This is a genomic window from Pseudomonas sp. PA-5-4B, from assembly GCF_021606215.1.
GTDB classification, from domain to species: domain Bacteria; phylum Pseudomonadota; class Gammaproteobacteria; order Pseudomonadales; family Pseudomonadaceae; genus Aquipseudomonas; species Aquipseudomonas edaphica.
The window spans coordinates 19,987-45,289 of record NZ_WKDB01000014.1; the positions used below are offsets into that span (position 1 = coordinate 19,987).

General features: G+C 61.1%; 10 protein-coding genes and 1 pseudogene. 6 read left to right on the top strand and 5 right to left on the bottom strand.

The genetic code is table 11. From position 1 onward, the window contains the following. The 3 genes from GIW28_RS09170 to GIW28_RS09180 are packed head-to-tail and all read left to right on the top strand — an operon-like array spanning window position 1 to window position 14,452. Window positions 1–9,030, top strand: coding sequence for a non-ribosomal peptide synthetase (locus tag GIW28_RS09170; RefSeq protein ID WP_236446818.1), 9,030 nt, complete (start codon window positions 1–3; stop codon window positions 9,028–9,030). Further along, a complete protein-coding gene (locus tag GIW28_RS09175) occupies window positions 9,027–12,809 on the top strand; it encodes a non-ribosomal peptide synthetase (protein ID WP_236458956.1) in 3,783 nt (1,260 codons plus the stop codon). The genes GIW28_RS09170 and GIW28_RS09175 overlap by 4 nt, the downstream gene beginning before the upstream one ends. Then, a complete protein-coding gene (locus GIW28_RS09180) occupies window positions 12,809–14,452 on the top strand; it encodes a cyclic peptide export ABC transporter (protein WP_236445983.1) in 1,644 nt (547 codons plus the stop codon). Before GIW28_RS09175 ends, GIW28_RS09180 begins: the two co-directional genes overlap by 1 nt. A gap of 14 nt (window positions 14,453–14,466) precedes the next feature. Here GIW28_RS09180 and fhuF read toward each other — a convergent pair whose 3' ends face one another. Continuing rightward, window positions 14,467–15,192, bottom strand: a complete 726-nt coding sequence (fhuF, locus tag GIW28_RS09185; protein WP_236445984.1) for a siderophore-iron reductase FhuF — start codon at window positions 15,190–15,192, stop codon at window positions 14,467–14,469. A 287-nt stretch (window positions 15,193–15,479) separates the two neighbouring features. Between fhuF and GIW28_RS09190 the strand changes: the two genes are divergently transcribed. The 3 genes and pseudogenes from GIW28_RS09190 to GIW28_RS09200 form a co-directional block, all read left to right on the top strand. After that, entirely contained in the window at window positions 15,480–15,695 is a 216-nt protein-coding gene (locus tag GIW28_RS09190; RefSeq protein WP_231807570.1) for an MbtH family protein, read from the top strand. A gap of 150 nt (window positions 15,696–15,845) precedes the next feature. After that, a complete protein-coding gene (locus GIW28_RS09195; protein ID WP_442963224.1) occupies window positions 15,846–17,264 on the top strand; it encodes a diaminobutyrate--2-oxoglutarate transaminase in 1,419 nt (472 codons plus the stop codon). A 181-nt stretch (window positions 17,265–17,445) separates the two neighbouring features. After that, window positions 17,446–17,547, top strand: a pseudogene (locus GIW28_RS09200) (transposase domain-containing protein); the annotation flags it as partial. A 2,093-nt stretch (window positions 17,548–19,640) separates the two neighbouring features. On the opposite strand, the gene GIW28_RS09215 reads toward GIW28_RS09200, so the two are convergent. The 4 genes from GIW28_RS09215 to GIW28_RS09230 are packed head-to-tail and all read right to left on the bottom strand — an operon-like array spanning window position 19,641 to window position 25,164. Beyond that, window positions 19,641–21,728, bottom strand: coding sequence for a TniQ family protein (locus GIW28_RS09215; protein WP_236445991.1), 2,088 nt, complete (start codon window positions 21,726–21,728; stop codon window positions 19,641–19,643). Then, window positions 21,725–22,678: a TniB family NTP-binding protein gene (locus GIW28_RS09220; protein WP_065910961.1), complete on the bottom strand. Its 954-nt coding sequence runs from the start codon at window positions 22,676–22,678 to the stop codon at window positions 21,725–21,727. Before GIW28_RS09220 ends, GIW28_RS09215 begins: the two co-directional genes overlap by 4 nt. Beyond that, the gene (locus GIW28_RS09225) at window positions 22,668–24,539 is read right to left on the bottom strand and encodes a hypothetical protein (protein WP_236445993.1); all 1,872 of its coding nucleotides are present in this window, start codon (window positions 24,537–24,539) and stop codon (window positions 22,668–22,670) included. Before GIW28_RS09225 ends, GIW28_RS09220 begins: the two co-directional genes overlap by 11 nt. Continuing rightward, entirely contained in the window at window positions 24,529–25,164 is a 636-nt protein-coding gene (locus tag GIW28_RS09230) for a hypothetical protein (RefSeq protein ID WP_065873489.1), read from the bottom strand. The genes GIW28_RS09225 and GIW28_RS09230 overlap by 11 nt, the downstream gene beginning before the upstream one ends. Window positions 25,165–25,303: the final 139 nt, after the last annotated feature.

Here is a 25,303-nt window from a genome sequence, read left to right on the forward strand (position 1 = left end):
ATGAATGTGACCAACCAACAGGCCTTTGTCGAGATCGCCCAGCGCCTGGCCTCACTGCCGGCGGACAAGAAGCAACTGTTCCGTCAGCGCCTGGCCGAGAAGGGCATCGATAGCTGGCGCCTGCCCATCGTCCCGGCCGCTGGCAGGGAGGGTGCAGCGGTGCCGCTGGCCCATGCGCAACTGCGTTTTCTCTCGGCCGAGGCCCTGAGCAGCCGTGCGCTGTACAACCTCTGCTCGGTGCTGCGCTTCGATGGCCGTCTGGATCTGGCGTGCCTGCAGCAGGCCATGCAGCAACTGGTGGAGCGGCACACGATCCTGCGCACTCGCTACGTGGCCGATGCCGGAGGCCATTTGCAGGCGCACTGCGAGCCCTGGACGGCGGGCCTGCCGGTGGTCGAGCCGTTACCCCGCGAGGCGCTTGCCGACCCGCAGCAATGGTGCGCCGACGAGTACGCCCGACAACTGGCCGAGCCCTTCGACCTGAGCCGCGAGGTGCCATGGCGCTGGCGCGTGTTCAGCGATGCCGAGCAGGGCAGCACCTGGCTGTTCTTCACCATCCACCACGTCGCCTACGACGCATGGTCGGCCCAGCAACTGACCCGCGAGCTGGCCGAGGGCTACCGTGCCCTGAGCCTGGGCGTGCCAGCCCAGTTGCCGCCGCTCGACATCCAGTACGCCGACTATGCCGCCTGGGAGCACGAGTGGCTGGCCAGCGACGCCTGCCGCCAGCAGCTCGATTACTGGCGCAGCCAGTTGGCTGATGCGCCCGGGCCGCTGGCCTTGCCCTGCGATCATCCGCGTCCGCCCGCCAACCAGCGCCGCCATAGCGGCGCGGTACGAGTGCGCGAATTGCCGGCTGACTTGTCGGCTCAGGTGGATGGGGCCATCCGCGAGCAGGGCGTGACCCTGTATATCTTTGGCCTGACCGCCTTTGCCTGCCTGCTGGCGCGCTACAGCGGCGAGCGTGACCTGTGCCTGGGTACGTCGGTGGCGCAACGCGATCGCCCCGAGCTGGCGCCGCTGATCGGGCCGCTGCTCAACACCCTGGTGATTCGCCAGCGCCTGGAGGACGACCCGGACTTTCGCAGTGCCCTGCTGCGCACCCGCGACAGCGTGGCGGCAGCGTTCGACCAGCAGACCCTGCCGTATGAAAAGATCCTCGAAGCCCTCGACCGGCCGCGTTCCAGCCCGTTGTTCCAGGCCATGTTCGTGCAGGTCGAATTACCAGAAAGCCGCACCCTGAGCCTTCCGGGGGTAAGCGTCGAGGTGCTCGACCCGCCGCAGCGCCATGCCCGTTTCGATCTCACCCTGCGTCTGCTGCGTTGCGCCGACCAGCACCTGCGCTGCGAGCTGGAATACAGCGACGAGTTGTTCGAGGCGGCCACCATCGAGCAACTACTCGACGATCTGCAGGCCATCTTGCAGGAGGCATCAGCCAATCCCGGGCAGCGCTTGTCGGCACTGCGCCTCGCCTCGCCGGGCAGCGAATTGCATGGCCCCGCGCTGGGCGCCAGCCCTGAGCCGCTGGATCGACAGGTGCAGCAGTGGGCCGCGCGCACGCCGCAAGCGCCCGCGCTGTGCGATACACGGCAGTCGCTGGCCTACGGCGATCTGGCCAATGCCGTGCAGACACTGGCGCTGCGCCTGGCCGAGCAGAGCGTCGGCCCCGGCCAGGTCGTAGCCCTGTGTATGCCGCGCAGCGCCGAGCAGGTGTTGGCGATGTTGGCCTGCTGGCAACGGGGTGCGACCTGCCTGTTCCTCGACCCGGCGCAGCCCGTGCAGCGCTTGCAGCAACTGCTTGAAAGCAGCGCGGCGAGCCTGCTGCTGACCCTGGCCGAGGCGCCAGCGCTGAACGGCGCGGTCGCGCGTCTGCAACTGAGCGCCGCCGATCTCGCCGCCCCCGCACCGTGCCAACCCGTGCCCAGTCTTAGCCAGCCCGAACAGGCCGCGTACCTGATCTACACCTCGGGCTCGACCGGCCAGCCCAAGGGCGTGCTGGTCAGCCATGCCAACCTGGCGCATTACGCCGCTGCCGTCAGCCAGCGCCTGCAGGCCAGCGCCAGCAGCCGTTGGGCGACCCTGGCCACGGTCGCCGCCGACCTCGGCCTGACCTGCGTCTTCGCCGCCTTGCACTCAGGTGATCCGCTGATCCTGCCGGAGGCCGCGCTGGCCTTCGATCCACCAGGCTGGGCCGATTTCCTGGCTCAACATCCCGTGGACTGCCTGAAGATCGCCCCTTCGCATTTGCGTGGCATGCTGGCGCTGGACGATGCCCGGCGGGTACTGCCACGGCAGTTGCTGATCCTGGGCGGTGAAGGCTTCGATGCGGCGCTGTTCGCCTGCATCCGCGAACTGGCGCCGCAGCTGCGCGTGTTCAACCACTACGGCCCGTCGGAAACCACCGTCGGCGTGGTCTGTGGCGAGGTGACGGAGGCCGGGCAGGCCGCTTACCTGCCGCTGGGCCAGCCATTGGCCGGTGCCGAGCTGCGGATCGTCGATGCGGCGGGCCAGCCCGTGCCGCGCGGCGTGGCGGGCGAGTTGCTGATCGGCGGCCCCCAGGTCGCGCTGGGCTACCTGGGCCAGCCGCAAGTCACTGCCGCTGCCTTCATCGATGACGCAGGGCGGCGTTTCTACCGCAGCGGTGATCGGGTACGCCTGGATCACCATGGGCGTCTGGCGTTCCTCGGGCGCCAGGACGATCAGGTGAAGATTCGCGGTTTTCGCGTCGAGCCTGGTGAGGTCAGTGCCTGGCTGAGCCGGCAACCGCTGGTACGCGAAGCCGCCGTGCTGGCCCGCGAGATTCAGGGGCGCATGCAACTGGTGGCCTATGTCGCGCCGCGCCTGACCCCGGACGAACTGAGCGCCATCCAGGCGCAGGCCCGGGCGCAACTGCCCGAACCGCTGCAGCCGGCGTACTGGTCGAGCCTGGATGCCTTGCCGCTGACCGCCAATGGCAAGCTGGATCGCCGCGCCTTGCCTGAGCCTGAAACTAACGTGGCGGTGAACGCGGGCGGGCAGGCGCCCCAGGGCGTCAGCGAGCAATTGCTGGCCCGGCTGTGGTGCCAGGTGCTCGGCTGCGCCGCGGTCACTCGCCAGGACGATTTCTTCGCCCTCGGCGGCGATTCGATTCTCAGCTTGCAACTGATCGGCCTCGCCGCGCGCGAAGGGCTCCGGCTGCAGCCGCGTGACGTGCTGGAACAGCCGACCCTGGCGGCCATGGCAGCAAGTGCCGACTGCCGCGCGCAGCCGCGTCTGGCCAGTATTCTGGCGGCCTTCCGCGAACTGCTGGGCCAGCCGCAACTGGGGCTGGACGATGACTTCTTCGCCGCGGGTGGCGATTCGATTCTCAGCCTGCAACTGATCGCCCGTCTGCGCCAGGCCGACCTGCGCCTGATGCCGCGCCAGTTGCTGGAAAACCCCACGCCGCGGCAACTGGCGGCCGCTCTGAAGCCGGCGCCTGCCACCCGCAGCGAGCCGGCAGAGGCGTCGCCAGCGTTGGCCAGTGCCTTGGCGCGGCTATCCCATGCCCAGGAGCGGCTGTGGTTCATGCAGCAGCTCGAACCCGACACCACTGCCTACAACGTCACGCAACTGCTGGTCTTGCAGGGTGAATTGCACGTGCCACGCTTGCGCAGCGCCTGTCTGAGCCTGATCGAACGTCACGAAGCCCTGCGTTGCCGTTTCTTCGAGGACAACGGGCAGGTGCGCCAGCGCCTGGTGGAGGCGCCCGAGGCCAGCTTCGCCCTGCACGATCTGCGCGCATCGCCGGCAGGTGCACGTGAGGCAGCGATTGCCCTGGCTGCGCAGCGGGTTTTCGACCTGGCCCAGGGGTCGCTGGTGGCCATCGACCTGTTCCAGTTCGCTGAAGATGACTATCGCCTGCTGTTCAACGTTCACCATATCGCCGTGGACGGCTGGTCCATGGGGCTGCTGGTGCAGGATCTGGCCGCCCTCTACGAGGGTCGTCAGTCCGCGCCCAGAACGGGCCTTTTGCAAGTGATCGAAGCGCAGCGCCAGGCGCTGGAAGGGGATGCCGGCCAGGTACTGCTCGATTACTGGCAGCAGCGCCTGCAGGGCTTGAGTGACGAGCCGCTGGCCCTCAGCGAAAGCCCGCGCCCGGCAGTGCAGGCGTATGCCGGCGCGCGTGAGCAGTTCCCGTTGCCAGGCGAGCTGATCGCGGTAATCGCGGCCCGTGCCGGGCAGCTTGGGCTGACCCCCTTCGTGCTGTATTTCGCCGCGCAGCAGCTGCTGCTCTGGAAACACGCCGGGCGCCGCGATTTCGCCATCGGCTTGCCGGTGTCCGGGCGTGAGGCGGCGGACAGCCAGGCGCTGGTCGGTCTGTTCGTCAACACCCTGGCCTACCGCGTGCAGCTTGATGGGCTGGAAAGCCTGGAGCATTTTCTGCAGCGCCTAGGCCAGCGCCTGGCGGATGACCGGGTCCATGAGCAATTGCCGTTCGAGCGCCTGCTCGACGTGCTCCAGGTCGAGCGCAGCCTCGACCGCACGCCATTGTTCCAGGCCATGTTCAACTACCAGGTGGATCACCTCGGCGAGCGCAATCTGCAACTGCCGGGCGTCACGGTAGCGCCCCTGGCATTGCCGCAGGGGGCAATCAGCGCCAAGTTCGACCTGACCTTCAACGTGTTCAGCCAGGGCCGTGGCGATGAGGCCAGCAGCCAACTGATAGTCGAGTATGCCACCGCGCTGTTCGACCCGGCCCGCATTCAGTGCCTGGTGGACGATTACCTGGGTGTGCTGTCCAGCTTGGCGCATCTCGATCTGCAGCAGCCGCTGCTGGCGCTGCCACTGCCGTCGGTACAACGCCTGCACAGCGCGGGCGAAGCTGCCGAGCTGGACATCGAGGCGGATTTCGTGACCCGCTTCGAGGTTCAGGCCGCCTTGGATCCCGAGCGCACCGCGGTGTTCTGCCGCGACCGACAACTGAGCTACGGGCAGTTGCAGGCACAGGCCAACCAGCTTGCACACTGGTTGTTGGCGCAAGGTGTGACGGCGGAGTCCACGATCGCCTTCTGCCTGCCGCGCGACGAGCGCCTGCTGGTCTGCCTGCTGGGCATCCAGAAGGCCGGGGCGCAGTACCTGCCGCTCGATCCGAGCCATCCGCCTGCGCGGCAGGCGGCCATCGTGCAGCGGGCACGCCCGCATCTGCTGTTGTGCGACCTTCAGAATGAGCATTTCCCGGCCACGTTGCGCTGCCAGCTCTGGCAGGACCTGGCGTTACAGGCGCAGCCGGCCGATGCACCGGCGCTGCCGAGGCACCTGCAGCAACTGGCCTACACGCTCTACACCTCCGGCTCCACCGGGCAGCCCAAGGGCGTGCAGATCAGCCGGGGCAACTTTGCCAACTTCCTGCTGGCGATGGAGCGCGCCTTGCCGCTGGACGGCGTGCAGCGCTACCTGGCGCTGACCACCGTGACCTTCGATATCAGCGGCCTGGAACTGTGCCTGCCGTTGGTGCGCGGTGGCAGCGTGGTGCTCGCCGATGACGAGCAACGCGAGGACCCGCTGCTGCTGGCGCAACTGATCCGTGAGCGGGCGGTGGAGCTGATCCAGGCTACCCCGGCGACCTGGGCTATGCTGCTGCAGGGGGATCGCCAGGTGCTGGCCGGGCGGGTCGCCCTGGCCGGCGGCGAGGCCCTGGCGGCGGAAATGGCCAGCGAGCTGAAGCCGCTCGTCGGCTGCCTGATCAACGTCTACGGGCCGACCGAAACCAGCGTCTGGTCGACCCAGACGTTGGTGGAGACGCTGCATCAGCCGGTGGTGCCGATTGGCCGGCCGCTGCTCAACACGCGCTGCCATGTGCTCGACGAGTTCCTCTGTGAGGTTCCGCCAGGCCGTGCCGGCGAGCTGTATATCGCAGGCCTTGGACTGGCCCGTGGTTATGCAGGGCAGCCGGCGCTGAGCGCCGAGCGTTTCATCGCCGACCCGTTCGGCGGCGCTGGCGGGCGCCTGTACCGCACCGGCGATGTGGCCCGCTGGCAGGCGGATGGGCAGTTGTATTACCTGGGCCGCAGCGACGATCAGATCAAGCTGCGCGGCTTCCGTATCGAGCTGGGCGAGATCGAGGCGGCGCTGCTCGCTCACCCGGGGGTCGCCCAGGCGGTGGTGGCGGTGCAGGGTGAGCACCTGGCCGCGTTCTGGGTTGCCAGTCTGTCTGGCGAGCCGAGCACAGACGAGCTGCGTGAACATCTGCAGGCACGTCTGCCGGTGTATATGCTGCCAACTCATCTGCAAGCGCTGCCGGGATTGCCGCTCAACAGCAATGGCAAGGTGGATCGCCAGCAATTGCCGCAGTTGCGCAACCAGCAGCAGGCGGCAGCAGGCAGCGCGCAGCGGCCGATGAGCGCCAGCGAGACCCTGCTTAGCGAGATCTGGGGCCAGGTGCTGCCGCTCGAGCAGGTGCCGCTCGATGGGCATTTCTTCCAACTCGGCGGACACTCGCTGATGGCCGCGCAGGTGCGTTCGCGGCTGCGCGAGCAGGGCTTCGAGGTGCCGCTGCGCTGGCTGTTCGAGACGCCTTCGCTGACGGAGTTGGCGGCGCGCCTGGAAACCCAGGCCACCGCCATCGACCCGGCTGGATTGAACATCGCGCGGGTCGATCAGCACATCGACCAGCCGCTGTCACCTGCGCAGCAACGGGTCTGGCTGATGCAGCAACTGCAGCCGAGCGACAGCAGCTTCAACATGAGCAGTAACGTGCGCCTTCGGGGTGCCCTTGATACCCAGGCGTTGCAGCGGGCCTTGCAGCGTGTGGTAAGGCGCCATGCGATCCTGCGCACCACCTACCATCAGCAGCAGGGCGAGGCGCGCCAGCGCATCCAGGCGGATTTTGCGTTGACGCTGCAACTGGCGACCGTGAGCCAGGCGCAGTGGGCGCAGGCTGAACATGAGATGGCCACGCGCCCGTTCGACCTGAGCGTTGAGGCACCGCTGCGCGCGGCGCTGTATCGCCTGGGCGAGCAGGAACATGTGCTGCAACTGGTGCTGCACCATATCGCCTCCGACGGCTGGTCCGGCTCGGTGCTGATCGGTGAGCTGGTCGAAGGCTACGAGGCCTACAGCCAGGGCCGGCTGCCCGTCGAGCGCGAACTGGCGATCCAGTACGTCGACTATGCCGCCTGGCAGGTTTCAGCGGTGTTGCGCGCCCGTCAGCGCCAGGGCCAGCAGTTCTGGCAACGTACCCTGTCCGGCATACCGAGCCAGGTGCCGTTGCCGTTCGACTTCCCACGCGGCGAGCGCGATAACAGTGGTGGTGCGGCCTTGGACTTCCAGTTGCCAGCGGCGACGCTGGCACGCCTGGAGGCCTTGCAGCGTGAGAGCGGCTTATCGCTGTTCATGTTGCTGCTGACTGTCTATGCCGCCGTGCTGCAGCGCGAGACCCAGGGCCGCGACCTGGTAATCGGCACCGACGTGGCCAACCGCGAACACCCGGCGACCGAGGTGCTGATCGGCTTCTTCGTCAACCTGCTGGCGTTGCGCATTCGCCTGCAACCGGAGCTCAGCTTCCGTGAGCAGGCGGCATTGGTGCGCGATGTCTGCCTGGATGCCTTCGCCTGGCAGGACACACCGTTCGACCAGGTGGTGGAATGTCTCGACCTGCCGCGTGGGGCCAACCAGCATCCGCTGCTGCAGACCCTTTTCGTACTGGACAACACGCCGCGTCAGCCGCGCCGCCTCGGCAATATCGAGGTCACGCCGGTGAGCCGTGAACAACAACACTCCAAGTTCGACATGGCGCTGTTCGCCACTGCCGACGGCGATGCCCTCAGCCTGCGCTGGGTGTATCGCACCAGCCTGTTCCGCCCAGCCACCATCGAGCGTTTGCGCGACAGCTTCCTGGCGCTGCTCGAGGCTGCGCTGGGTGCGCCGGACAGCCCCATCGATGCCTTATCTCTGCCTTCCAAGGGAGCCGCTGCCATGTCCACCACCACGGACAACCCGCTGCAACGCAAAATGAGCAAACTCGGCAAGCTACGCCAGAATGGCCCGGCTGCCGCGGCCACACCGATCGAAACCCGGCCGCTGCGTGCCGGATCCAGCTTCCCCCTGCTGGTGCAACTGCGCGAGCGCGAGCTGGCCCCGGCCGTGTGGGCCGAGGCCCATCGCGAGCAGGTGGAAAGCTGGCTGCGCGAGCACGGCGGGATTATTTTCCGTGGTTTCGATCTGCCGACCCCGGCGGACTTCGAGCAGTTCTGCCAGGCGTTGTGCCCGGAGCTATACGGCCAGTATGGCGATCTGCCGAAGAAGGAGGGCGGCAACAAGATCTACAAGTCCACGCCCTATCCGAAGGACCGCATGATCATGTTCCACAACGAGAGCGCTCACCAACATCGCTGGCCGCGCCGGCAGTGGTTCTATTGCGAGACGCCGGCCACCCGCGGCGGGGCCACGCCCATCGTCGACAGCCGTGAGGTGTACCGCGAGCTGCCGGCCTGGCTGCAGGTCAAGCTGCGTTGCAAGCAACTGATGTACGTGCGCAATTTCAGCGCCAGCCTGGATGTCAGCTGGCAGCACTTCTTCCAGACTGAGGAGCGTGCCGAGGCCGAGCGCATCTGCCATGAGGGCGGGATCGAGTTCGAGTGGCGCGGTGCCAACGAATTGCACACGCGCCAGGTGTGTCCGGCGGTGATCCTCCACCCGCTGACCGGCGATGCCAGCTTCTTCAACCAGATCCAGCTCTACCATCCGGCGTTTCTCGATGCCGATATCCGTGAGCAGTTCCTCAAGGGGCGCGATAGCGTCATGCCCCGGCAGGTGTTCTACGGTGATGGCAGCGAACTGGAAGAGGCCGCCATCGAGGCGATCAATGCCGCTTACGAGCGTTGTGCGGTGCGCTTCGACTGGCAGCGCGGCGACGTGGTGATGCTCGACAACATGCTCGCCGCCCATGCCCGCGACCCCTTCGAGGGCGATCGGCGCATCGTCGTCGCCATGGGCGATATCTATCGCCGCGATCAGGTCGAGGCCGCACCGGCGACGGCTGAGGAAAACGCTCTGGAGATGACACCATGATGGATCTTGGCCTGCCTCTTTCCCCGGCCCAGAAGCAATTGGCCGAGGCCAACCCGCAGGCGTACCGCTGGGTGCGCATGACGCTCGCCGGCGTTGCGCCAGAGCGGGTCGAACAGCGTCTGCGTGACGCCCTGGGCCAACATGATGCGCTGCGCCTGCGCTATCAGCGCCCGCTCGGCGCCACAGGCCTGCGCCAGCGCGTGGCCGAGCCGGGCGAGTTGCGCCTGGACTGGCACCAGGCGGGTGCCGGCACCGATGCGTCGGCCTGGCAGCGCGACGCCCAGGCCCAGTGCCTGGCGCAGCAGCCCGACCTGCTGGCCTGGTGGCGCGACGAGCAGCTATGGCTGGCGCTGCCGGCCTGCTCGCTGGATCTGCACAGCCTCGAGCAACTGCGGCGTGAGCTGCTGGGGCAGGGCGCGGCACTGGAGGCCGAGCCGATGCAGTACAGCGACTACGCCGAGTGGATCGCCGGCCTGCAACTGGACGAGGACGCCGAGCAGGGCGCGCAGTTCTGGCGCAACCTGGCCCTACAGGAGGTGCCGGGGCTGCGCCTGATCGAGCGCTATGGCATGGCCAGCGGTGCCCGTGGCTGCGTGCAGCAGGCGCTGGAACCTGCACTGTGCAGTGCCGTGCAGGCACTGGCCGGGAGCGAGGCTTTGGCCATCGAACCACTCGCCCTGGCAGCCTGGGGCGCCTTGCTCGGCCGCCTGAACGGTCAGCGGCATGCGCAGTTGGGCCTGCAGCACGACCCGCGTGACGACTATGAGGAGCTGCAGGGCGCCTACGGGCTGTTCGAGCAAACGCTGCCCATGCAGGTGCATTTGTCCGAGCACGCCAGTTGGGTCAGTCTGGCCCGGCAGCTGGCCCGGCAACTGGAAAACGCCGTGCTCTGGCAGGAGTACCTCGGCCAGGCCGAGCTGCTGCCGGAGTGGCGTGCCAGCTATCAGGCCGGGCTGCGCGTGCAGCATCTGGCCGAGGTACAGGCGCTGCAGGCCTTGTCCTTCGACACACCGGTGGAACTGCAACTGCACTGGCTGCTGGATGAATCCGGCCAGGGCCAGTTGGCGCTGGTGTACGACACCGGGTTGTATCGTCGCGAGCAGATGCAGCTCTTGCTGCGCCGTTACGTGCACTGGATCGGCCAACTGCTGCAGGCGCCGCAAGCGCCGCTGGACGGCCTGGATACCTTGCTGGCGGAGGAGGGGCAGCCCACAGTGACTGGCGGGGAACTGCCAGCGGACCTCGATATCGTCGAGCGATTCCGTGCCCATGCGCGCCACCAGCCGCACAGTCCGGCGCTGCGCGATGGCCGGCGGCTGTTGTCCTATGCCGAGGTGGATGAGCTGAGCGAACGGGTGGCCGGCAGTTTGCAGCAGGCCGGCGTTGGCCCTGACCAAGTGGTGGCGCTGCTGCTGCCGCGTGGCGCGCAGATGCTGGTCGCCATGCTGGCCTGCTTCAAGGCCGGCGCGGCCTATCTGCCGCTGGACCCGGCGCTGCCACCGTTGCGTCTGGCCAGCATTCTCGAGGATGCCAAACCTGCTGTTCTGCTGCATCTGGATGAGTCGAGCCTGGTCTGCGAGGTGCCCAGCCTGGCCTGGTCGAAGGCCAGCAGCGCTGCACCACTCGCTGCGCCTGTGGGCAGCGCGCCGCAGCACCTGGCCTATGTGCTTTACACCTCGGGCACCAGCGGCAAGCCCAAGGGGGTGCAGATCGAGCAGGGGCAGCTACGCCACTACGCGAGCCAGATCACTCACGCGCTGGATTTGCCGGCTGGTGGTCAGTACGGGCTGGTGTCGTCGCTGCTCGCCGACCTGGGTAATACCGTGCTGTACCCGGCCTGGCTGCAGGGGGGCTGCGTGCACCTGCTGAGCCAGGCCAGCGTCACCGATGCGCAGGCCTTCGCCGAGCAGCTGCGCGATCATCCGCTGGATGTGCTGAAGATTGTTCCATCGCACCTCGAGGCCTTGATCGGCGAGCATCCGCTAGAGGGTGTGCTGCCGCGTCAGGTGCTGGTTCTTGGCGGCGAAGCGGTGGGTGAGAGCCTGCTGGCGCGGCTGGCAGCGGCAGGGTCTGGTTGCCGCCTTTACAACCACTACGGGCCGAGCGAAACCACGGTCGGCGTGCTCTGGCGGGCCATCGACAGCGAACAGGGGGCGAGCGGCACGGCCCTTGACCAGGTGCTCGGCAACAACCGCATCTATCTGCTCGACGAACAACAGCGCCCCGTGCCTTGCGGGCAGGCGGGCGAGTTGTGCGTGGCCGGGGCCAGTGTCGGCCGTGGCTACCTGGGGGATGTCGGCAGTTCGGCATTCGGCCAAGACTCGCGGTCCGGCGCACGCCTGTATCGCACTGGTGATCTGGCGTTGCGCCAGGCCGATGGCGCGTTGCGTATTCTCGGGCGCAATGATCAGCAGGTGAAGATTCGCGGTTTTCGTCTGGAACTGGCGGAGGTCGAACAGGCGTTGCGCAGCCTGCCGGGTGTGGAGCAGGCGGCGGTGTTGCTTGATGGTGAGCGCTTGTTGGCCTTCGTCGTGGAGGAGCCAGGGCAGAGCCGGGCCGCGGACCTGCTGCGCGACGATTTGGCCCAACAGTTGCCGGACTACATGCTGCCCGCCGGCATCTTCGCCCTGAAAGCCCTGCCGCTGAACAGCAATGGCAAACTCGATCGGCAGGCACTGCTGGAGCGTGCCCGGCAGCGCCTGCAAGGTGCGCGGGTGGCCCCGGTCGGCGAACTGGAAAGTGCCGTGCTGGAAATCTGGTGCCGCGTGCTGGGTGTCGAGGATCTCGGCGTGACCGACAACTTCTTCGCCACGGGCGGGCATTCCCTGGCGGCGATCAAGGTGGTGGCACTGATTCGCGAACAATTGGGGCTCAACCCGCCAACTAATCTGCTGTTCGAGCGGCAGACCGTGCGCGAACTGGTGCAGAGCCTCGATCAGGGCGCGAATAGTGAGGGCTGGCAGGTACTGAACGACGTGGCCGGTGAGGCGCCGGCCTTGCTCCTGGTACATGGCGCGGAGGGTCACCTGAAAGACTACCGACCGTTGGTGGCGCAACTTGGCGAACAGCAGGCCGTTTATGGTCTGGCGGCATTTGGCGAGGGTTGGGAAAGCAAGGATCTGGGCAGGCTGCTGCAGCGCTATGTGCAGAGCATTCCTGAGTCGCTCAAGCAGCGGCCGCTGGTGGTACTGGGCTGGTGCCTGGCTTCGCGCCTGGCGCTGCTGTTGATTGCGCACCTACAGTCAGCCGGTTTCACCATCAAGGCCTTGGCGGCGGTGGATCATGATCCGCAGCGCAGCCTTGCTGGCGACGGCGACGAGGGTGGCCAGTTGCTCGCCGACTTGGTGTTCCTGTGTCGCAGCCGTTCACGGCCGCTTGGCGATACGTTGCGCGAGCGTCTGGCCCGGCAACTGGTCGATTGCGATTATGCCGAGGGAGTGACCCGCATGCTGGCCGACGCCGAGGTGCGTGAGCATCTGCAATCCCACGGCGCTGATGCCGAGTTGCAGGCTGTGATGGTGCGCTACCGGGCGATCAAGACGCGCCTTTACGAACAGGCCTTACCGGTGGTCGCCGTGCCCATCTGGTTGTGGCGCAGCAATGCCCACGGTGATCTGCGGACCTCCTGGCAGGCGCACACACGCAAGGCGCTGCATGATTGGAGCCTGGATGTCGGCCATCATGCGATCGTTGCCGAGCCGCGTCTGAGTGCGGATCTGATGTCCTTGCTAGCGCCAAGCATTGCGCCGCAACACCCAGCCGAGAAGGTGTCGAACTGATGATGTTATTGAAGGAACTGCTGCATGATGCGCGCTGGCGCATTTTCCTGGCGGTGCTGTGCAGTGCCTTGAGTGCGGCCAGCAGCATCGGCCTGATCGGCTTTATCAACCGTAGCCTGGAGCAGGGATTGGATGACCTGAGCCAGGCGCTGGCGCTGTTCGCCGGCCTGCTGTTGCTGCTGTTCGTCAGCGGCACCCTGGCCCAGTGGCTGCTGGTGCAGATTGGCCATCGCCTGGTCTATCAGTTGCGCCTGCGCCTGGTGGGCAAGGTGTTGGGCACCGCCCTGGAGCGCATCGAGCGACTGGGCAGCCCGCGCATCTACAACGCGCTGACCAAGGATGTGACCACCGTGGCCACGGCCTTCAAGCAATTGCCGATCTCGCTGTACAACGGCTTGCTGCTGCTGGCTGGCCTGGCTTACATGGCTTGGCTGAGCCTGCCCTTCTTCGCCCTGACCCTGGCGGTGATCGCCTTCGGCGTGCTGCTCGACGTGCTGCTCGGGCGCAAGGTCAAGCGCCTGATGCAGCAGGTGCGGCAGCAGGACGACCGGTTGACCGAGCAGTTCGAGGCGACCATTAGCGGTCGCTGCGAACTGGCCTTGAGCCGGGAGCGTCGGCAGATGCTGTACAACCAGCGCCTGGAGCCGATCGCGCAGGCCTCGCTGCAGGCCTCGGTACGCGCCGATACCCTGTGGGCGATCAACCTGAACTGGACGTCGCTGCTGGTGTTCGTGTTGATCGGTACGCTGTTCTTCCTCGGTCAGGGCCTCGGGCTGCTGAGCCAGCAGGTGGTGATGGGTTACGTGTTGGCGATCATGTTCCTGCGTACGCCGATCTCGATGATCCTCGATGCCGTCCCGGCGGTGATCCGCGGCCATGTGGCCTTGCAGGCCATCGATGACCTGGCCCTGGGCGAGACGGTGCACTTCACCTTGCCGCCCAAGGCCGCCGAGCCTTTCCGTGAGTTGCGCCTGAGCAACGTGCAATACCACTACCCCGGGCAGAGCGACGAATTCGCCTTCCAGCTGGGGCCCATCGATCTGCACGTTCGCCGTGGCGAACTGATCTTTATCGTCGGCGGCAATGGCAGCGGCAAGTCGACCCTGGCCAAACTGCTGACCGGGCTCTACCAGCCAGGCGAGGGGACGGTCGCGCTCAATGGCGTGACGCTGGACGTCTCGAACAGCGAGTGGCACCGCGAGCATTTCGCGGCGATCTTCGCCGACTTCTATCTGTTCGCCGATGTGCTTGGTGAGAACGGCCAGCTCGATGGGCTGGAGGAGCGGGTCGATCACTATCTGCAACGCTTGGGGCTGGCGCACAAGGTGCAGTTCGTCGATGGACGCCTGTCTACCACAGCCCTTTCACAGGGGCAGCGCAAGCGCCTGGCCCTGCTGTTGCTGATGATGGAGGGTCGCGAGGTGCTGCTGCTCGACGAATGGGCGGCGGACCAGGACCCGGTGTTCCGCCACGTGTTCTACCACGAACTGCTGCCCGAGTTGCAGGCGGCCGGAAAAACGGTCATCGCCATCACTCACGATGACCGCTACTTCGACGTGGCCGATCGCATCTACCGGCTTGATTACGGCCAGTTGGTGGACTATGACCACACCAGCGAGAAGCCTTTCCAGTTAGTCAGGTAGCCGCTTGGAGCGGCTTATTCGGGTATTTTGTCGCGGTCGAGTGGGCAAGTGCTGCAATAGCCGATGCCGGGCAGGCGGTAGCGAATGCAGCAGATACGGCGTAACCGCAGCGGTTCGTTAGCGCCGACGTCCTTGTAGTACACCGGGGCGAACAGCGGATTGCGCCGGCCATCGGGGCGCAGGCGGCTCTCCAGCACGATTCTGGCCGGGGCTGCGCAATCGAACGTTGCCAATCGATGCAGTTCGATTTGGGTAGTGGCGAATTCGAAGAGGTTGCCGGCGTTGCTCCAGAACAGTCGTGGCGAGGCTTTCGAGACGCTGGCCATTACCTCGATCACCGGTTGCAGATGCCGCTCGATCAAGGCGTCGAAGCGCGCGAAGGGCGCGCAGGGTGGCAGAACGCTGCCTTCATGGGGCAGGTGCAGGCCAAGCGGCTTTCCCGCTGCCGAGAGGGTCACACCGACATCACTCAGGGCGATAGGCAACTCGCGCTGCAAGAGCAAGCTGGCCGCCACGGCGGGTGCTATGAAGCAGAAGTACCATTTCGACCAGATAGAGGTCAGCGCTATGAAATCGTCGCTGCCGTGGCGGGCTGCCAGTTCACGAATGAACTCGGCGAAATAGTCCGGCTGAAACAGTTGCGAGCCGGCAATTGCCTGCTGTTGATCACTGGCCAGTTGAAGGTTTTCCCCATAGTCCGCCAGCGGGCCGCTGAACAGCGGGGCGAGGCTGGCGATCATCTTCGGGGCCCAGTGTCACCGTCAGGCGGCATTGCGCAATACTTGGTCAGGGAGGCTGTGGGTCGAGGCATAGTCAGTCGCTTGCTGTTGAGACTCGTTATCACTGGTGGCGATCAGTATAGACAAACCGGGGGCCTGCAGGCGAACCCTGTCTGTTACAGCAGGGCGTGTAAACGCATCACGCCAATACCTAATGATAATTATTATTAACTGTATTATCCTACGGCCGCTCGCATGCGAAGCTTACCCTACGAGCACTCGCACCTTCAGTGGAAACGGAGTGGAACATGAGTCTGGACAGTCCTGATACGCGATTTTTGGTTGTAGTCAACTTCGAGGAGCAGTATTCCCTCTGGCCGGATTACAAGGAAATACCGCAAGGCTGGCGCGCGGCCGGCAAGCAGGGCAGCAAGGAGGAGTGCCTGGCCTATATCGAGTCGGCCTGGACTGACATGCGACCTTTGAGCTTGCGTCAAGCCATGCAGCCCCAGGATCGCGGCTGATGAGCTGGTCATGGCCTTGCAGGTGACGTTGTCCGGTAGCCGACAGCAGTAACCTGGAACCGCCTAAGTTGGCTGGTCGTTCGCTGCATGACGCACGTTCCGGCAGCGTCGTCAGATAACGCGCTGTCCGCGCGACACGAGGATGCACTGATGAATGCAATCACCCCGATCACCAACACCACGCTCGAACTCCAGCACCGGCACAGCGGGCTAAGCCAGCGCTACTGCCTGGACAGCACGCCGGCATTGCAGCGGCAAATGAAGCGCGAGTCGAATGCGCGAAGCTACCCACGGCGCATACCGCTGGAGCTCAAGCGGGCGCAGGGGGTGTATGTTGAGGACTCGCGGGGGCAGGTGTACATCGATTGCCTGGCCGGTGCCGGTACCCTGGCGCTGGGGCACAATCACCCGGTGATCATGGAAGCGATCCAGAAGACCCTGGCCTCGGGCATACCGCTGCATGCCCTCGATCTGACTACGCCGATCAAGGATGCCTTCGTAGAGACAGTCTTCGATCTGCTGCCTGGCGACTTCGCCAGGGATGCGCGCATCCAGTTCTGTGGCCCCACGGGGGCGGACGCAGTGGAGGCGGCGCTCAAGCTGTCGCGCACGGCAACCGGGCGGCAGAGCATCCTGGCATTCCATGGCGCCTATCACGGAATGACCCTCGGCACGCTGTCTGTGAGCGGCAACCTGGGGCCGAAGAATGCCCTGGGTGGGCTGCTGGCGGGTGTGCAATTCCTGCCGTATCCACATGACTACCGTTGCCCGTTCGGCCTGCGCGGCGAGCCGGCGATCGACGCCAGCCTGCATTACATCCGCCACCTGCTCGCCGACCCGGAAAGCGGCGTGACCCAGCCGGCGGCCATGATCCTGGAAACGGTGCAGGGCGAGGGCGGGGTGATTTCCGCCCCTGATCGCTGGCTGCAGGGGCTGCGGGCGATCACACGTGAGCACGATGTTCCCCTGATCCTCGACGAGATCCAATGCGGTATCGGGCGCACCGGCGATCTGTTTGCCTTTGAGCGCAGCGCCATCACCCCTGATGTGGTGACGCTGTCGAAGGCAATCGGCGGTGGTCTGCCGCTGTCGGTAGTGGTCTACCGGGGCGAGCTGGATCAATGGCAGCCCGGGGCCCATGCCGGCACTTTCCGAGGTAATCAACTGGCCATGGCTGCTGGCGATGCCACCTTGCGCTTCATCCAGCGCGAAGGCATCTGCAGCCATGTGCGCAACGTTGGAGCACGCTTGCAGACGCTGCTGCACGGGCTGAAGGCCGAGTTCGATTGGATCGGCGACGTGCGCGGCCGTGGTCTGATGCTGGGCATGGAGATCATTGATCCTGCCAGCCAGGATGCCCTGGGCCAGCCCGCTACCGATGGCGAGCGGGCGCGCAAGTTACAACGTGCTTGTCTGGAGCGTGGCCTGATCGTCGAGCTGGGCGGCCGGCACGGCGCAACCGTTCGCTTCCTGCCGCCGCTGATCATCAGCGAAGCGGAGGTCGATCTGGTTGGGCAGATTCTCTATCAGGCGGCGCAGAACGTGGAGGTCGCCGCCGCCGCGAACTGATGCAGGTATATCGAAGTCATCCATGAGCTTCCAGAGCATGAACTGACTTGCGTCTGCGGCTGCCGTAAACACGCCATTGGCGAAGAAATTAGCGAGCAGCTTGAAATCGTGCCGATGCAGAAACGTTGACGGGATTTTATTTCCGTCTGCACAAGCGCTTCAAGAAGCCTCGCCTGATGGTTACCTAAATGGTCATGATCCGTAGGCATATCTGAAGGATGTTCTTACGCGGCTGCCGACCCAGCGGGCAAGTGAGTTTAATCAGTTAATGCCGCGGAGGTAGGATATCGATTCGGTGAATCAGCCAAGTTAGGAGGGGGTCCAATGACTGAATCGTTACGGACGACTGTAAAGTGCCAAGACCCAGGCGACGGAAGCGGGGACGTCATCATTGATCTCCCCCCAGAGGTCCTTTCAGCAATGAACGTGGGGCCCGGTGATTTGCTTAGCATCGAGTTGGCTAACGCAGCGATCGTGCTCAAATGTATTGGCGATGCAAACACCATATCCTAGAGCGTATTCGACCCAATGCAGTCAGTCGAGCCTCCGGTAGATGTCGACCATGGGCTACTCGCTCATGGCAAGGAAATATCCGAATATATCCTGATCACTATAATTTATAGTGCGTCCGATATATTGGTATAAATCAGTTGATGTCAGATCTGTCGTATACGTTTAATCTGCCTATCTGTACACAATGTCTTGAGGTGGGCATGGCAAGGGATATGATACCGGCCATTCGATCGCCACTTTCGCTAGACTATTGGTCGTCGGTCTCCGCGTGGGCTTCTGCAAGAAGGGCCTGGGCGTGACCTTCGAGGAAGTCGAAAACCTCCTCTTGGATATACCCGTTGTATTACTTGCGCCAGCCCTTTGATACGACCCCATTTCAGCTTATTCAGGAGGCTGCCGCGCACGTCGTAGTTGTCATTAACCACCTCAAGCAACGTGTCGTATCGTTGCAAATACTCGGTTTCTTCCCTCAGTACGATTACCAATGCCCGCTTGGCCATTTCCACCGTGAAGGCCACAGACTCAGTCGCATCAGGCTTCTTTACCCCGATAGCCTTCAACTCCATCGCACTGATCAAATGGGCGTACCCCACTAGATTTCCCATTTTTTCCGCTGTTGTTGGATAGATTTTCTTAACCGCGCCAAGATTTTCTTAAAATGTGCGCCGAACGCTCAGAAAATATTAACGGAAATGGCCGCGCAACCACTATTTTTGGGCTTTCAGCTTATCGGCGGTAAGCGTCCCGCAATCACACCTTGCCGCATTGCGCTTTCTGGACGACCTGGGCTTTGAACGGATTGGGATAAGAGCTACGTTGGCGCATAGAAATCCTAGCGATAAGGGTGATCGCGTTCGCTTAAAAATACGCGGACACCACCGCCCCTTAATGCTGGAGTTCGGTAGGTGACTTGGCCGGAAAGTTACATGTATATAGCGAGACCCATGACTTTTCGGCGCAGATAGACCTCCCAATTTCCGCCAATCCTCAAAGTCGGAAATCGGGCGTAAGGAGGAGGGCAGTCATTAGTCCTCAGCTGACCAGCTTCGAGCGACTGACGTGACTGTCATCTAGCAGCAGCCGTAGGTAGAACGAGCACTCCTTCATACACTCAAAGTCTTGAGGGGTACTGAGCGTAGAGTACGAGAAATCTCGATGAAATGCGGGTTTGATCATGTCGAAGTCCATCGCAACAAGTCTCGCAGAGGGTCCAACGGTGGTATTACGGTAAAGCCGGAAACCTCTGCACATGTCGGTGTACGATATCGTCTAAAATATTTCGGTCGAAAACGGAGCTAGCACCCAATGAGTGATGCATTGCCAACTACTCTGATATGCCGGGATCCAGGTGATAGCAGCGGGGACATCATCATAGATCTCCCACCGGATATACTAGCGGCAATGGGCGTCGGTTTGGGTGATTTCTTAAGCATCGAGTTGGTCGACGGATCGATAGTGCTAAAGCCAATTTGTCGAATCAAAACTGAAGGTCGGATTGACTCAGATTGAGCAGGCCGATAGCTCGCCCAACGGCTCTAACTGCGTCACTAGATCGTGTCTGAATCTCAGAAAGCTTCAGTAGCACTGAGATGGAAGAAAATATCCAAACGCGGAAACAATTCCGCAATTTAGATTGTTACTTCTCTGAAATTTCGATCTTCACTTCCTGATACCACAGGCCGTCTAGGAATCACCAGACCATCGAACAAGCTGTTTGGCGGCGGGTTAAACTGCGATACGGCCGTATCTTCACAATCGTGACATTCTCGATTCTAATGCATTTGCTCTCATTTCTGATGGTTACCTAGGCTTACTGATAATGATCAAGAACCGTAGGGCACGTTCTTAGCCCTTTCCAGTACGTTATGAGCGGAGGGAGAAGCAGCAGGTGCGAACGATTACATCGAGCTGCTCAGGGGTACTCAGAGAGGTCTTAAAGTCAGGACGTCTCGCGGTCACATAAGGAGGAGTGGGTCTCCGAACCTCCCTGAATTTCTTGTTACAATGTTCCGTAACAAACTGCTTGGCCTCATTGGCTTTGAAAAGGATCAGTCCCTTGACAGCATCTGCGTGCTCTGGTGTCAGCGGAATAAGTAATTTTTTTTCGAGGAACGAATTTAAAGCTCCTACCCCCATTCCCGTCATCGAGCAGAGATCGCTCCAAGTAATATAAAAGTTTAAGTGCTTTTCGATAATTTTTGCAGAATCGACGTGCATGAAATAGGCATTAAGCTTAATGAACGGAATCGCACCGGTATCCAGATATCTCATGTGAATAGTTCGCGTACTATATCCAGTTATTTTTGATAACTCAGATACGGACAGATGCTGTTTGCGCCATTCGGTTGCGAGCTGTACTCCCTCAGCAGTGCAGCGTTCGCTTCTCGCCCCCCTGTTGCCAATACAGGGAGCCGTCAATAAAATCCCAGCTTCCCGAAGTTCCCTGACATCCTTAGTATCGAGATTGAGATTTTTTTCCACTGTTTTAAATGACAACAAGCCATCCGCAGGTAGCAGCGGCTGCAAAAAAGCGAGGTCTTTTTTATCCAGTCGCAATCTCATTTCTTCTGAAAGGTGCTTGCGCTGGTAAATCAGTAGCCTGCTTCCAAATCGAGTGATGTTGATTGACATGGGGGCAAGTCCCGTAAGTAACTTTTTCAGGCTCCCACCTTCGAGACCACTCCTGCGTACTATTTCAGATCTCAGCGCGTATTTTTGGCCGAACTTCTGCAGAGACTCTAGTGAAGTCCTCCATCCATTGGGATGAGATACTGAATGACCTTTCAGTAGTCCTGAAGTGATGAGCGCGCGAACAATGCTTGTGGTGGTGTCCAAGAAAACTGCAGCCGACTTTAAACCGAGCAGATCAAAGCTTTCACCTGGTTCGCCAGGGAGGTCCTCATTATCCCACTGAAGATCCCTCTGGCTATGAAGAAGTTTGCACAATTCATGGCATTGGTAGCGTTGCTGAGACGCCGGTTCATTTTCGGCAAGGGCCACAGCATTCAGCGACAAATCCCGCCCCTTCGTTTGAACAATGTTGTGGGTGTTTAGGATAAAGCTCAGCTCCTTTCCAGTGTAACTTAACTGCCCACATAGGCACTGAGATGGATGGCTCATAGGCTGAGTTTGGGAACTCCGGAACAAATACTCCATGGCATACTCGCCGAGTATCAAATTGTCACTCAGGATGAGCGGCGCCAGAATGGCTCGTCTGTGCAAGCTGGGAAAATGTTCTTGAATTCTATCCATTTCTCGGAAGAATAGGGTTTTGTTTCCGGTGGCTATTCGTGCGCAGTGATCTATGATCAAAGGACGATTATCAACGGTATGCAAGAATCGCATGGCAGCGATCGCTGCTAATAGCAGAGTAAAGAAATGCTCATTTTTTGCTTCTACGGCGTTGCTGATGAGCCTCGACGTTTGAGTGTTGAATTCGGTTGTCGGTGTTTCTCTCAGATCGAACTTGCATGGGCAGATATAGTCGCTGAGTTCGGGCCAGTTTAATGGTTTTTTGCAATTAGGACATTGAGTTATGTAGCGTTCACCATGAGCTGGACAGGTTTCATTGAAGGTAAATATGTGCATATGGTTCAGGTAGCCATCCCTTGCACAGCCAGGACAGAGCGCAAGATGCTGTCTCAGTAGGGGCGATGGGAAGGCTATACCTGCTACTTCCACATAAGGATACTTATCGTGGCGTACGGATCTGTAGAAGCATGATCTGATTGCTTCCGCCTCCTCACTAGAGAGGCCGTCATAACTTGTTAGGAGCTCACATGGGCCAAAGCCTTGCCACAGTGCGCGCGCCTTTTTAACGGCGCGCCCATCCGTGCTCGCTTCCACAAGCAGGTGCGCCGTTGAAATACCATTACCCGCTGCACAACGGAAAATCAGCGATATAGCGCTTTCTTGAGGTTTGGGCAAAGGATAATAGTTCAGCTGATTCATTGCATCTTACCTTTGGACTTTTGTGCGATAATTTTTTTAAGCTCGCCAATGCCTAGTGTAAAAGAGTTCTTAGTTGTAAGCCGTGATTTGACCTCGACCGCGCCGCATCCAACGATCAAGTCGTCCATGGAGAAAATGCTATTGTCCCGGCGCAAAGCTGTTATGACGGATTCTTTGAGGATGTTGAAGAGTCCGCGAAAGTTTCCGCCAGTGGCTGTATAGAATGCGAGGACCAACTTTTCGTCAGTCATCTCCGGCACCTCTTCAAACCCTAGCTCTCGTCTTAGGAGTCGCTCATAGGCCCTGATAATTTTTGTAAATGTTTTTTGGCTTTCTAGTGTTGCTAGGGTAAAAGGGTAGAGGTGTGCTCTATAGGGGCAGCGATCGGCTAAAGCGCTATGGCAGTTGAAGGCATATTCATACCGTTGTTCGCCAACGAATAAAATAGGTCGACCAAAAGCGTCCATAAGCGTTTTGGCGAACTCGGCCGCATATTTTATGGCTCTGTCCGTTTCAGTCCGATAGAGGTGCTGCCATTCATCCATTATCACCAACTGAGTCTGGCAACTCTTGAGATTATGCAAGAGGCAATGCTCAAGAGCTTCGTGAGACCGATACTCCCTGTGGTCGCTAAATTCCCTGAGCGCGCTAGTCATGAGCGATTTGACCGTAGAGTCGTTAGGCACCCTGCAGTAAAAAACCGGTATGATTCTCTGCTTGTCGCCGTCCAGGTCGACAAAATGCTTCCGGGGATATTCTGATATAAGCTGGTCGCAAATCCGGCTTTTACCAGTTCCTGGATCCCCCAGCAGGATTGACCCGCAGCTATCCCCAATTGCTTCGCCTAGATCAATGGCACGATGGATAGTCTCGAGTGCTGCACTGTACCCGGGATGTAGGATAGTGAGGCTAGCCAACATTTTCAGCTTAGTCCTGGTTTCAGGGGTCATCACCGGTATCCCCTCGTTGGGTGTATACGCTCTCAAAGTCCTCTTCATCCTTCAGTCCAGCGGCGTCACGAGGCTGGCGGATGTCTGTGGTATTTGATCGTTCATCCGAATCAGTAAAGACAGACGATGATGCGGTGGTTTTGTGTTTCTTATTGGTGGCTTTTTTGCAGTCCTCTATGTAGTCGGCCAGTTCATACAAGGCAATCAATGCATCGTCGGTATTAAAAGCTTTCTTCTCCGCCAGCAGTTTTGCCACGACCAACTCGTGATCACCCAAAGTAAGGTCATTTTGATACTCGGGCCTGTCGGCGATCGCCTCGCGCCAGTCCTCGGGTGTGTCTGGATGGGCGACCCAGACTTTCCCCAAGTCGCAGGGGTTGTAGCGCACGATCGCTTTCTGATTTTTTTTGAGCCGCTGCCTGATTTCGGGCAAACCTACGCCGTGCCAAGAAAGATGATGGCTGACGACACGGCCACCCGTGAGCCGGTACTCCCATCGGCTCAGGCAGTGTTGCTTGAGCTCTTCTTCGTCATAGCGCTCGGCAGGCAGGGCGCTGGTGCTTAGCTGTTCTTTTTTCAGCGCAGGGCTCGCGCATAGGTCGTCCTGCCAAGTGTTGTGATACGCCTTCAACCACATTTCGAAGGATGTACGAAGCTGTTCAAGGTCCAAGCAGGCGTATTCTTCAGAGGCATAATCCCCGCGTTCGGTCGGCGAGGATTTTGTGGTGCCCGGCAAGTTGTTTGAAAAGCCGACGCTAACGGTACCGTTAAACCGCTCGATCAATTTAGCGTCTGGTTCTCCCACCGGAACGAAGTCCGGATCGATGCCCAGTTTGTCGAAGGTGGTAATCCCCCACACGTTCAAAATTTCCGAACCGTGATCAGACACGATGCCGGCCATTTTGCCGTTAGCAAGAATTGCCCGGATGGTGGCGCGCATCATCTTTTCTGCACTGGGTGTTCCGAGCGAGATATCCCAACCCGAAACTTCCCTGGTGGCCGGAACCAGATGCGCCGACAGGACAGCGCGGCCCACCGTTCCGGTCTTTTTATCCTTGACCATGACATTGAGATCATGGCTGTCAAAAACGGTGCAAGCGTAAGGGTCATCATCAATGAACAGCTTCCCGCTAGCCTTGTTCAACCGCCTGGCAGCCTTCTTGCCCTCTCTTCGTGATGTGACGTAGTAACGATCCATCGCGAGCGCCCTGCGACGAAAAGTGGCGTATGAGGGAGGCTTCTGGGGGTTGCCTCCGGAGCGAAGGCGTTCCTTGTTGTCGTGGAGGATGTGACCCAGAAGCAGCTTGTAGGCGTGTGTCAGCGATGGCCGCTCAGGTTTGAGGTACACCGTGTCGATGTAATGGTCGATTAACTCCTCGGCCCCAGCCGCTAGCCTCTTGCGCCGTCGTCTGGGTTTTTGTCGAGCGAGAGCAATTGGTTCTAGGTCACCGACGAGATAGCGCCTTTTCCACCGCCATACGCTGGACACCCCCGGTGGATGTTGATCGCCGATCCGGGCTGCGACTTGCGCAATCAGCTCTTTTGCGGCTTCCTGAGGAAGGCTGCCACCCAGTTCAGTCAGGCAGGCATCCACATAGGCTCGATGGCGCGTAGCTCGTTGCTGCTCATGTTCAGGCAGTGAGGTCCATCGAGCGCAGGGACCGATATCAATGGCGGCCTGTCGATGCAGCACCAGTCTGCCCTTCAGCTCCATATCTGCAAAATGTATCCGTGTGATGAATCGGCGGTACTTATGAATGAGCGAGCACATCGCGATATCGTCATCATTGATGCTGATGATCTCGTAGACTTGTCCATCCAGCCTGTACTGCGCCCCGGGCTTGGGGTTGCTAAAGGGCATGCCGCTCTCCAACGATGCACGAGTCCAGCGTCAGACGCTCACCTAGGTCGTATTCCACCAACCGCTCGAACATCGCTCGATAAATTGCACGTTCACGTACTTCGGCAGGGTGGCTTAGGAGAGCCCGCAGGGACACGGGATAGTCCAATACAGACAGGAGCCGCTGGCAGCCGCCGAATTCGTCCGCGGATACATTGAAGGAGTGGAAGTATAGGAACTTCAGATTTCTCAGCTTCGTCCCCGCTCGGATACTGTCTATATCTGCGAATATCAGCTCACTCCCTAGCGCCTCGATCGAAGATTTAGCAGCCTGCAGTTTCGATCTGACCCGTGTGGAAAGCTCGTTGAAATCGACCTTCACTTCGGTATAGGTAGTCTGATCCACGGTTTCAATGCAAAAGTCTGGCTGATACTTGCGCTCGCGACCGTTCACCGTGACCAGCAGCGGCTCAGGCTTGCAGTAGCTGACAACGTTTGGATCGTATTCAAGAAAGACGCAGTAATCGGCCTCTAAAACGCTGTGGCAGATGACCTGCGAGTGAGTTTTTCGTGAAGGAAAAAATAGCAGGTGTTTGCCATAGCCATTTTTTGCTGCGACTTTCCTGACTTCGATTGGCTTGCCCATGACCATTCTCCTGATCCTAGATCAGTCATCTTTAATACGTTGCCGTCCAACAATCGGCCTGTTCACCGCCACATGTAGTTCTCTCAGAGGGGCGTAACCGCCACACTCCTTGTGTTGCTTACCGCATTTCAAGCCTGAG

What these genes read in the sequence shown, in the direction of transcription:
- GIW28_RS09170 (WP_236446818.1), top strand. Translation starts at nt 1, where the DNA reads ATGAATGTGACCAACCAACAGGCCTTTGTCGAGATCGCCCAGCGCCTG.
- GIW28_RS09175 (WP_236458956.1), top strand. Translation starts at nt 9,027, where the DNA reads ATGATGGATCTTGGCCTGCCTCTTTCCCCGGCCCAGAAGCAATTGGCC.
- GIW28_RS09180 (WP_236445983.1), top strand. Translation starts at nt 12,809, where the DNA reads ATGATGTTATTGAAGGAACTGCTGCATGATGCGCGCTGGCGCATTTTC.
- fhuF (WP_236445984.1), bottom strand. Translation starts at nt 15,192, where the DNA reads ATGATCGCCAGCCTCGCCCCGCTGTTCAGCGGCCCGCTGGCGGACTAT.
- GIW28_RS09190 (WP_231807570.1), top strand. Translation starts at nt 15,480, where the DNA reads ATGAGTCTGGACAGTCCTGATACGCGATTTTTGGTTGTAGTCAACTTC.
- GIW28_RS09195 (WP_442963224.1), top strand. Translation starts at nt 15,846, where the DNA reads ATGAATGCAATCACCCCGATCACCAACACCACGCTCGAACTCCAGCAC.
- GIW28_RS09215 (WP_236445991.1), bottom strand. Translation starts at nt 21,728, where the DNA reads ATGAATCAGCTGAACTATTATCCTTTGCCCAAACCTCAAGAAAGCGCT.
- GIW28_RS09220 (WP_065910961.1), bottom strand. Translation starts at nt 22,678, where the DNA reads ATGACCCCTGAAACCAGGACTAAGCTGAAAATGTTGGCTAGCCTCACT.
- GIW28_RS09225 (WP_236445993.1), bottom strand. Translation starts at nt 24,539, where the DNA reads ATGCCCTTTAGCAACCCCAAGCCCGGGGCGCAGTACAGGCTGGATGGA.
- GIW28_RS09230 (WP_065873489.1), bottom strand. Translation starts at nt 25,164, where the DNA reads ATGGGCAAGCCAATCGAAGTCAGGAAAGTCGCAGCAAAAAATGGCTAT.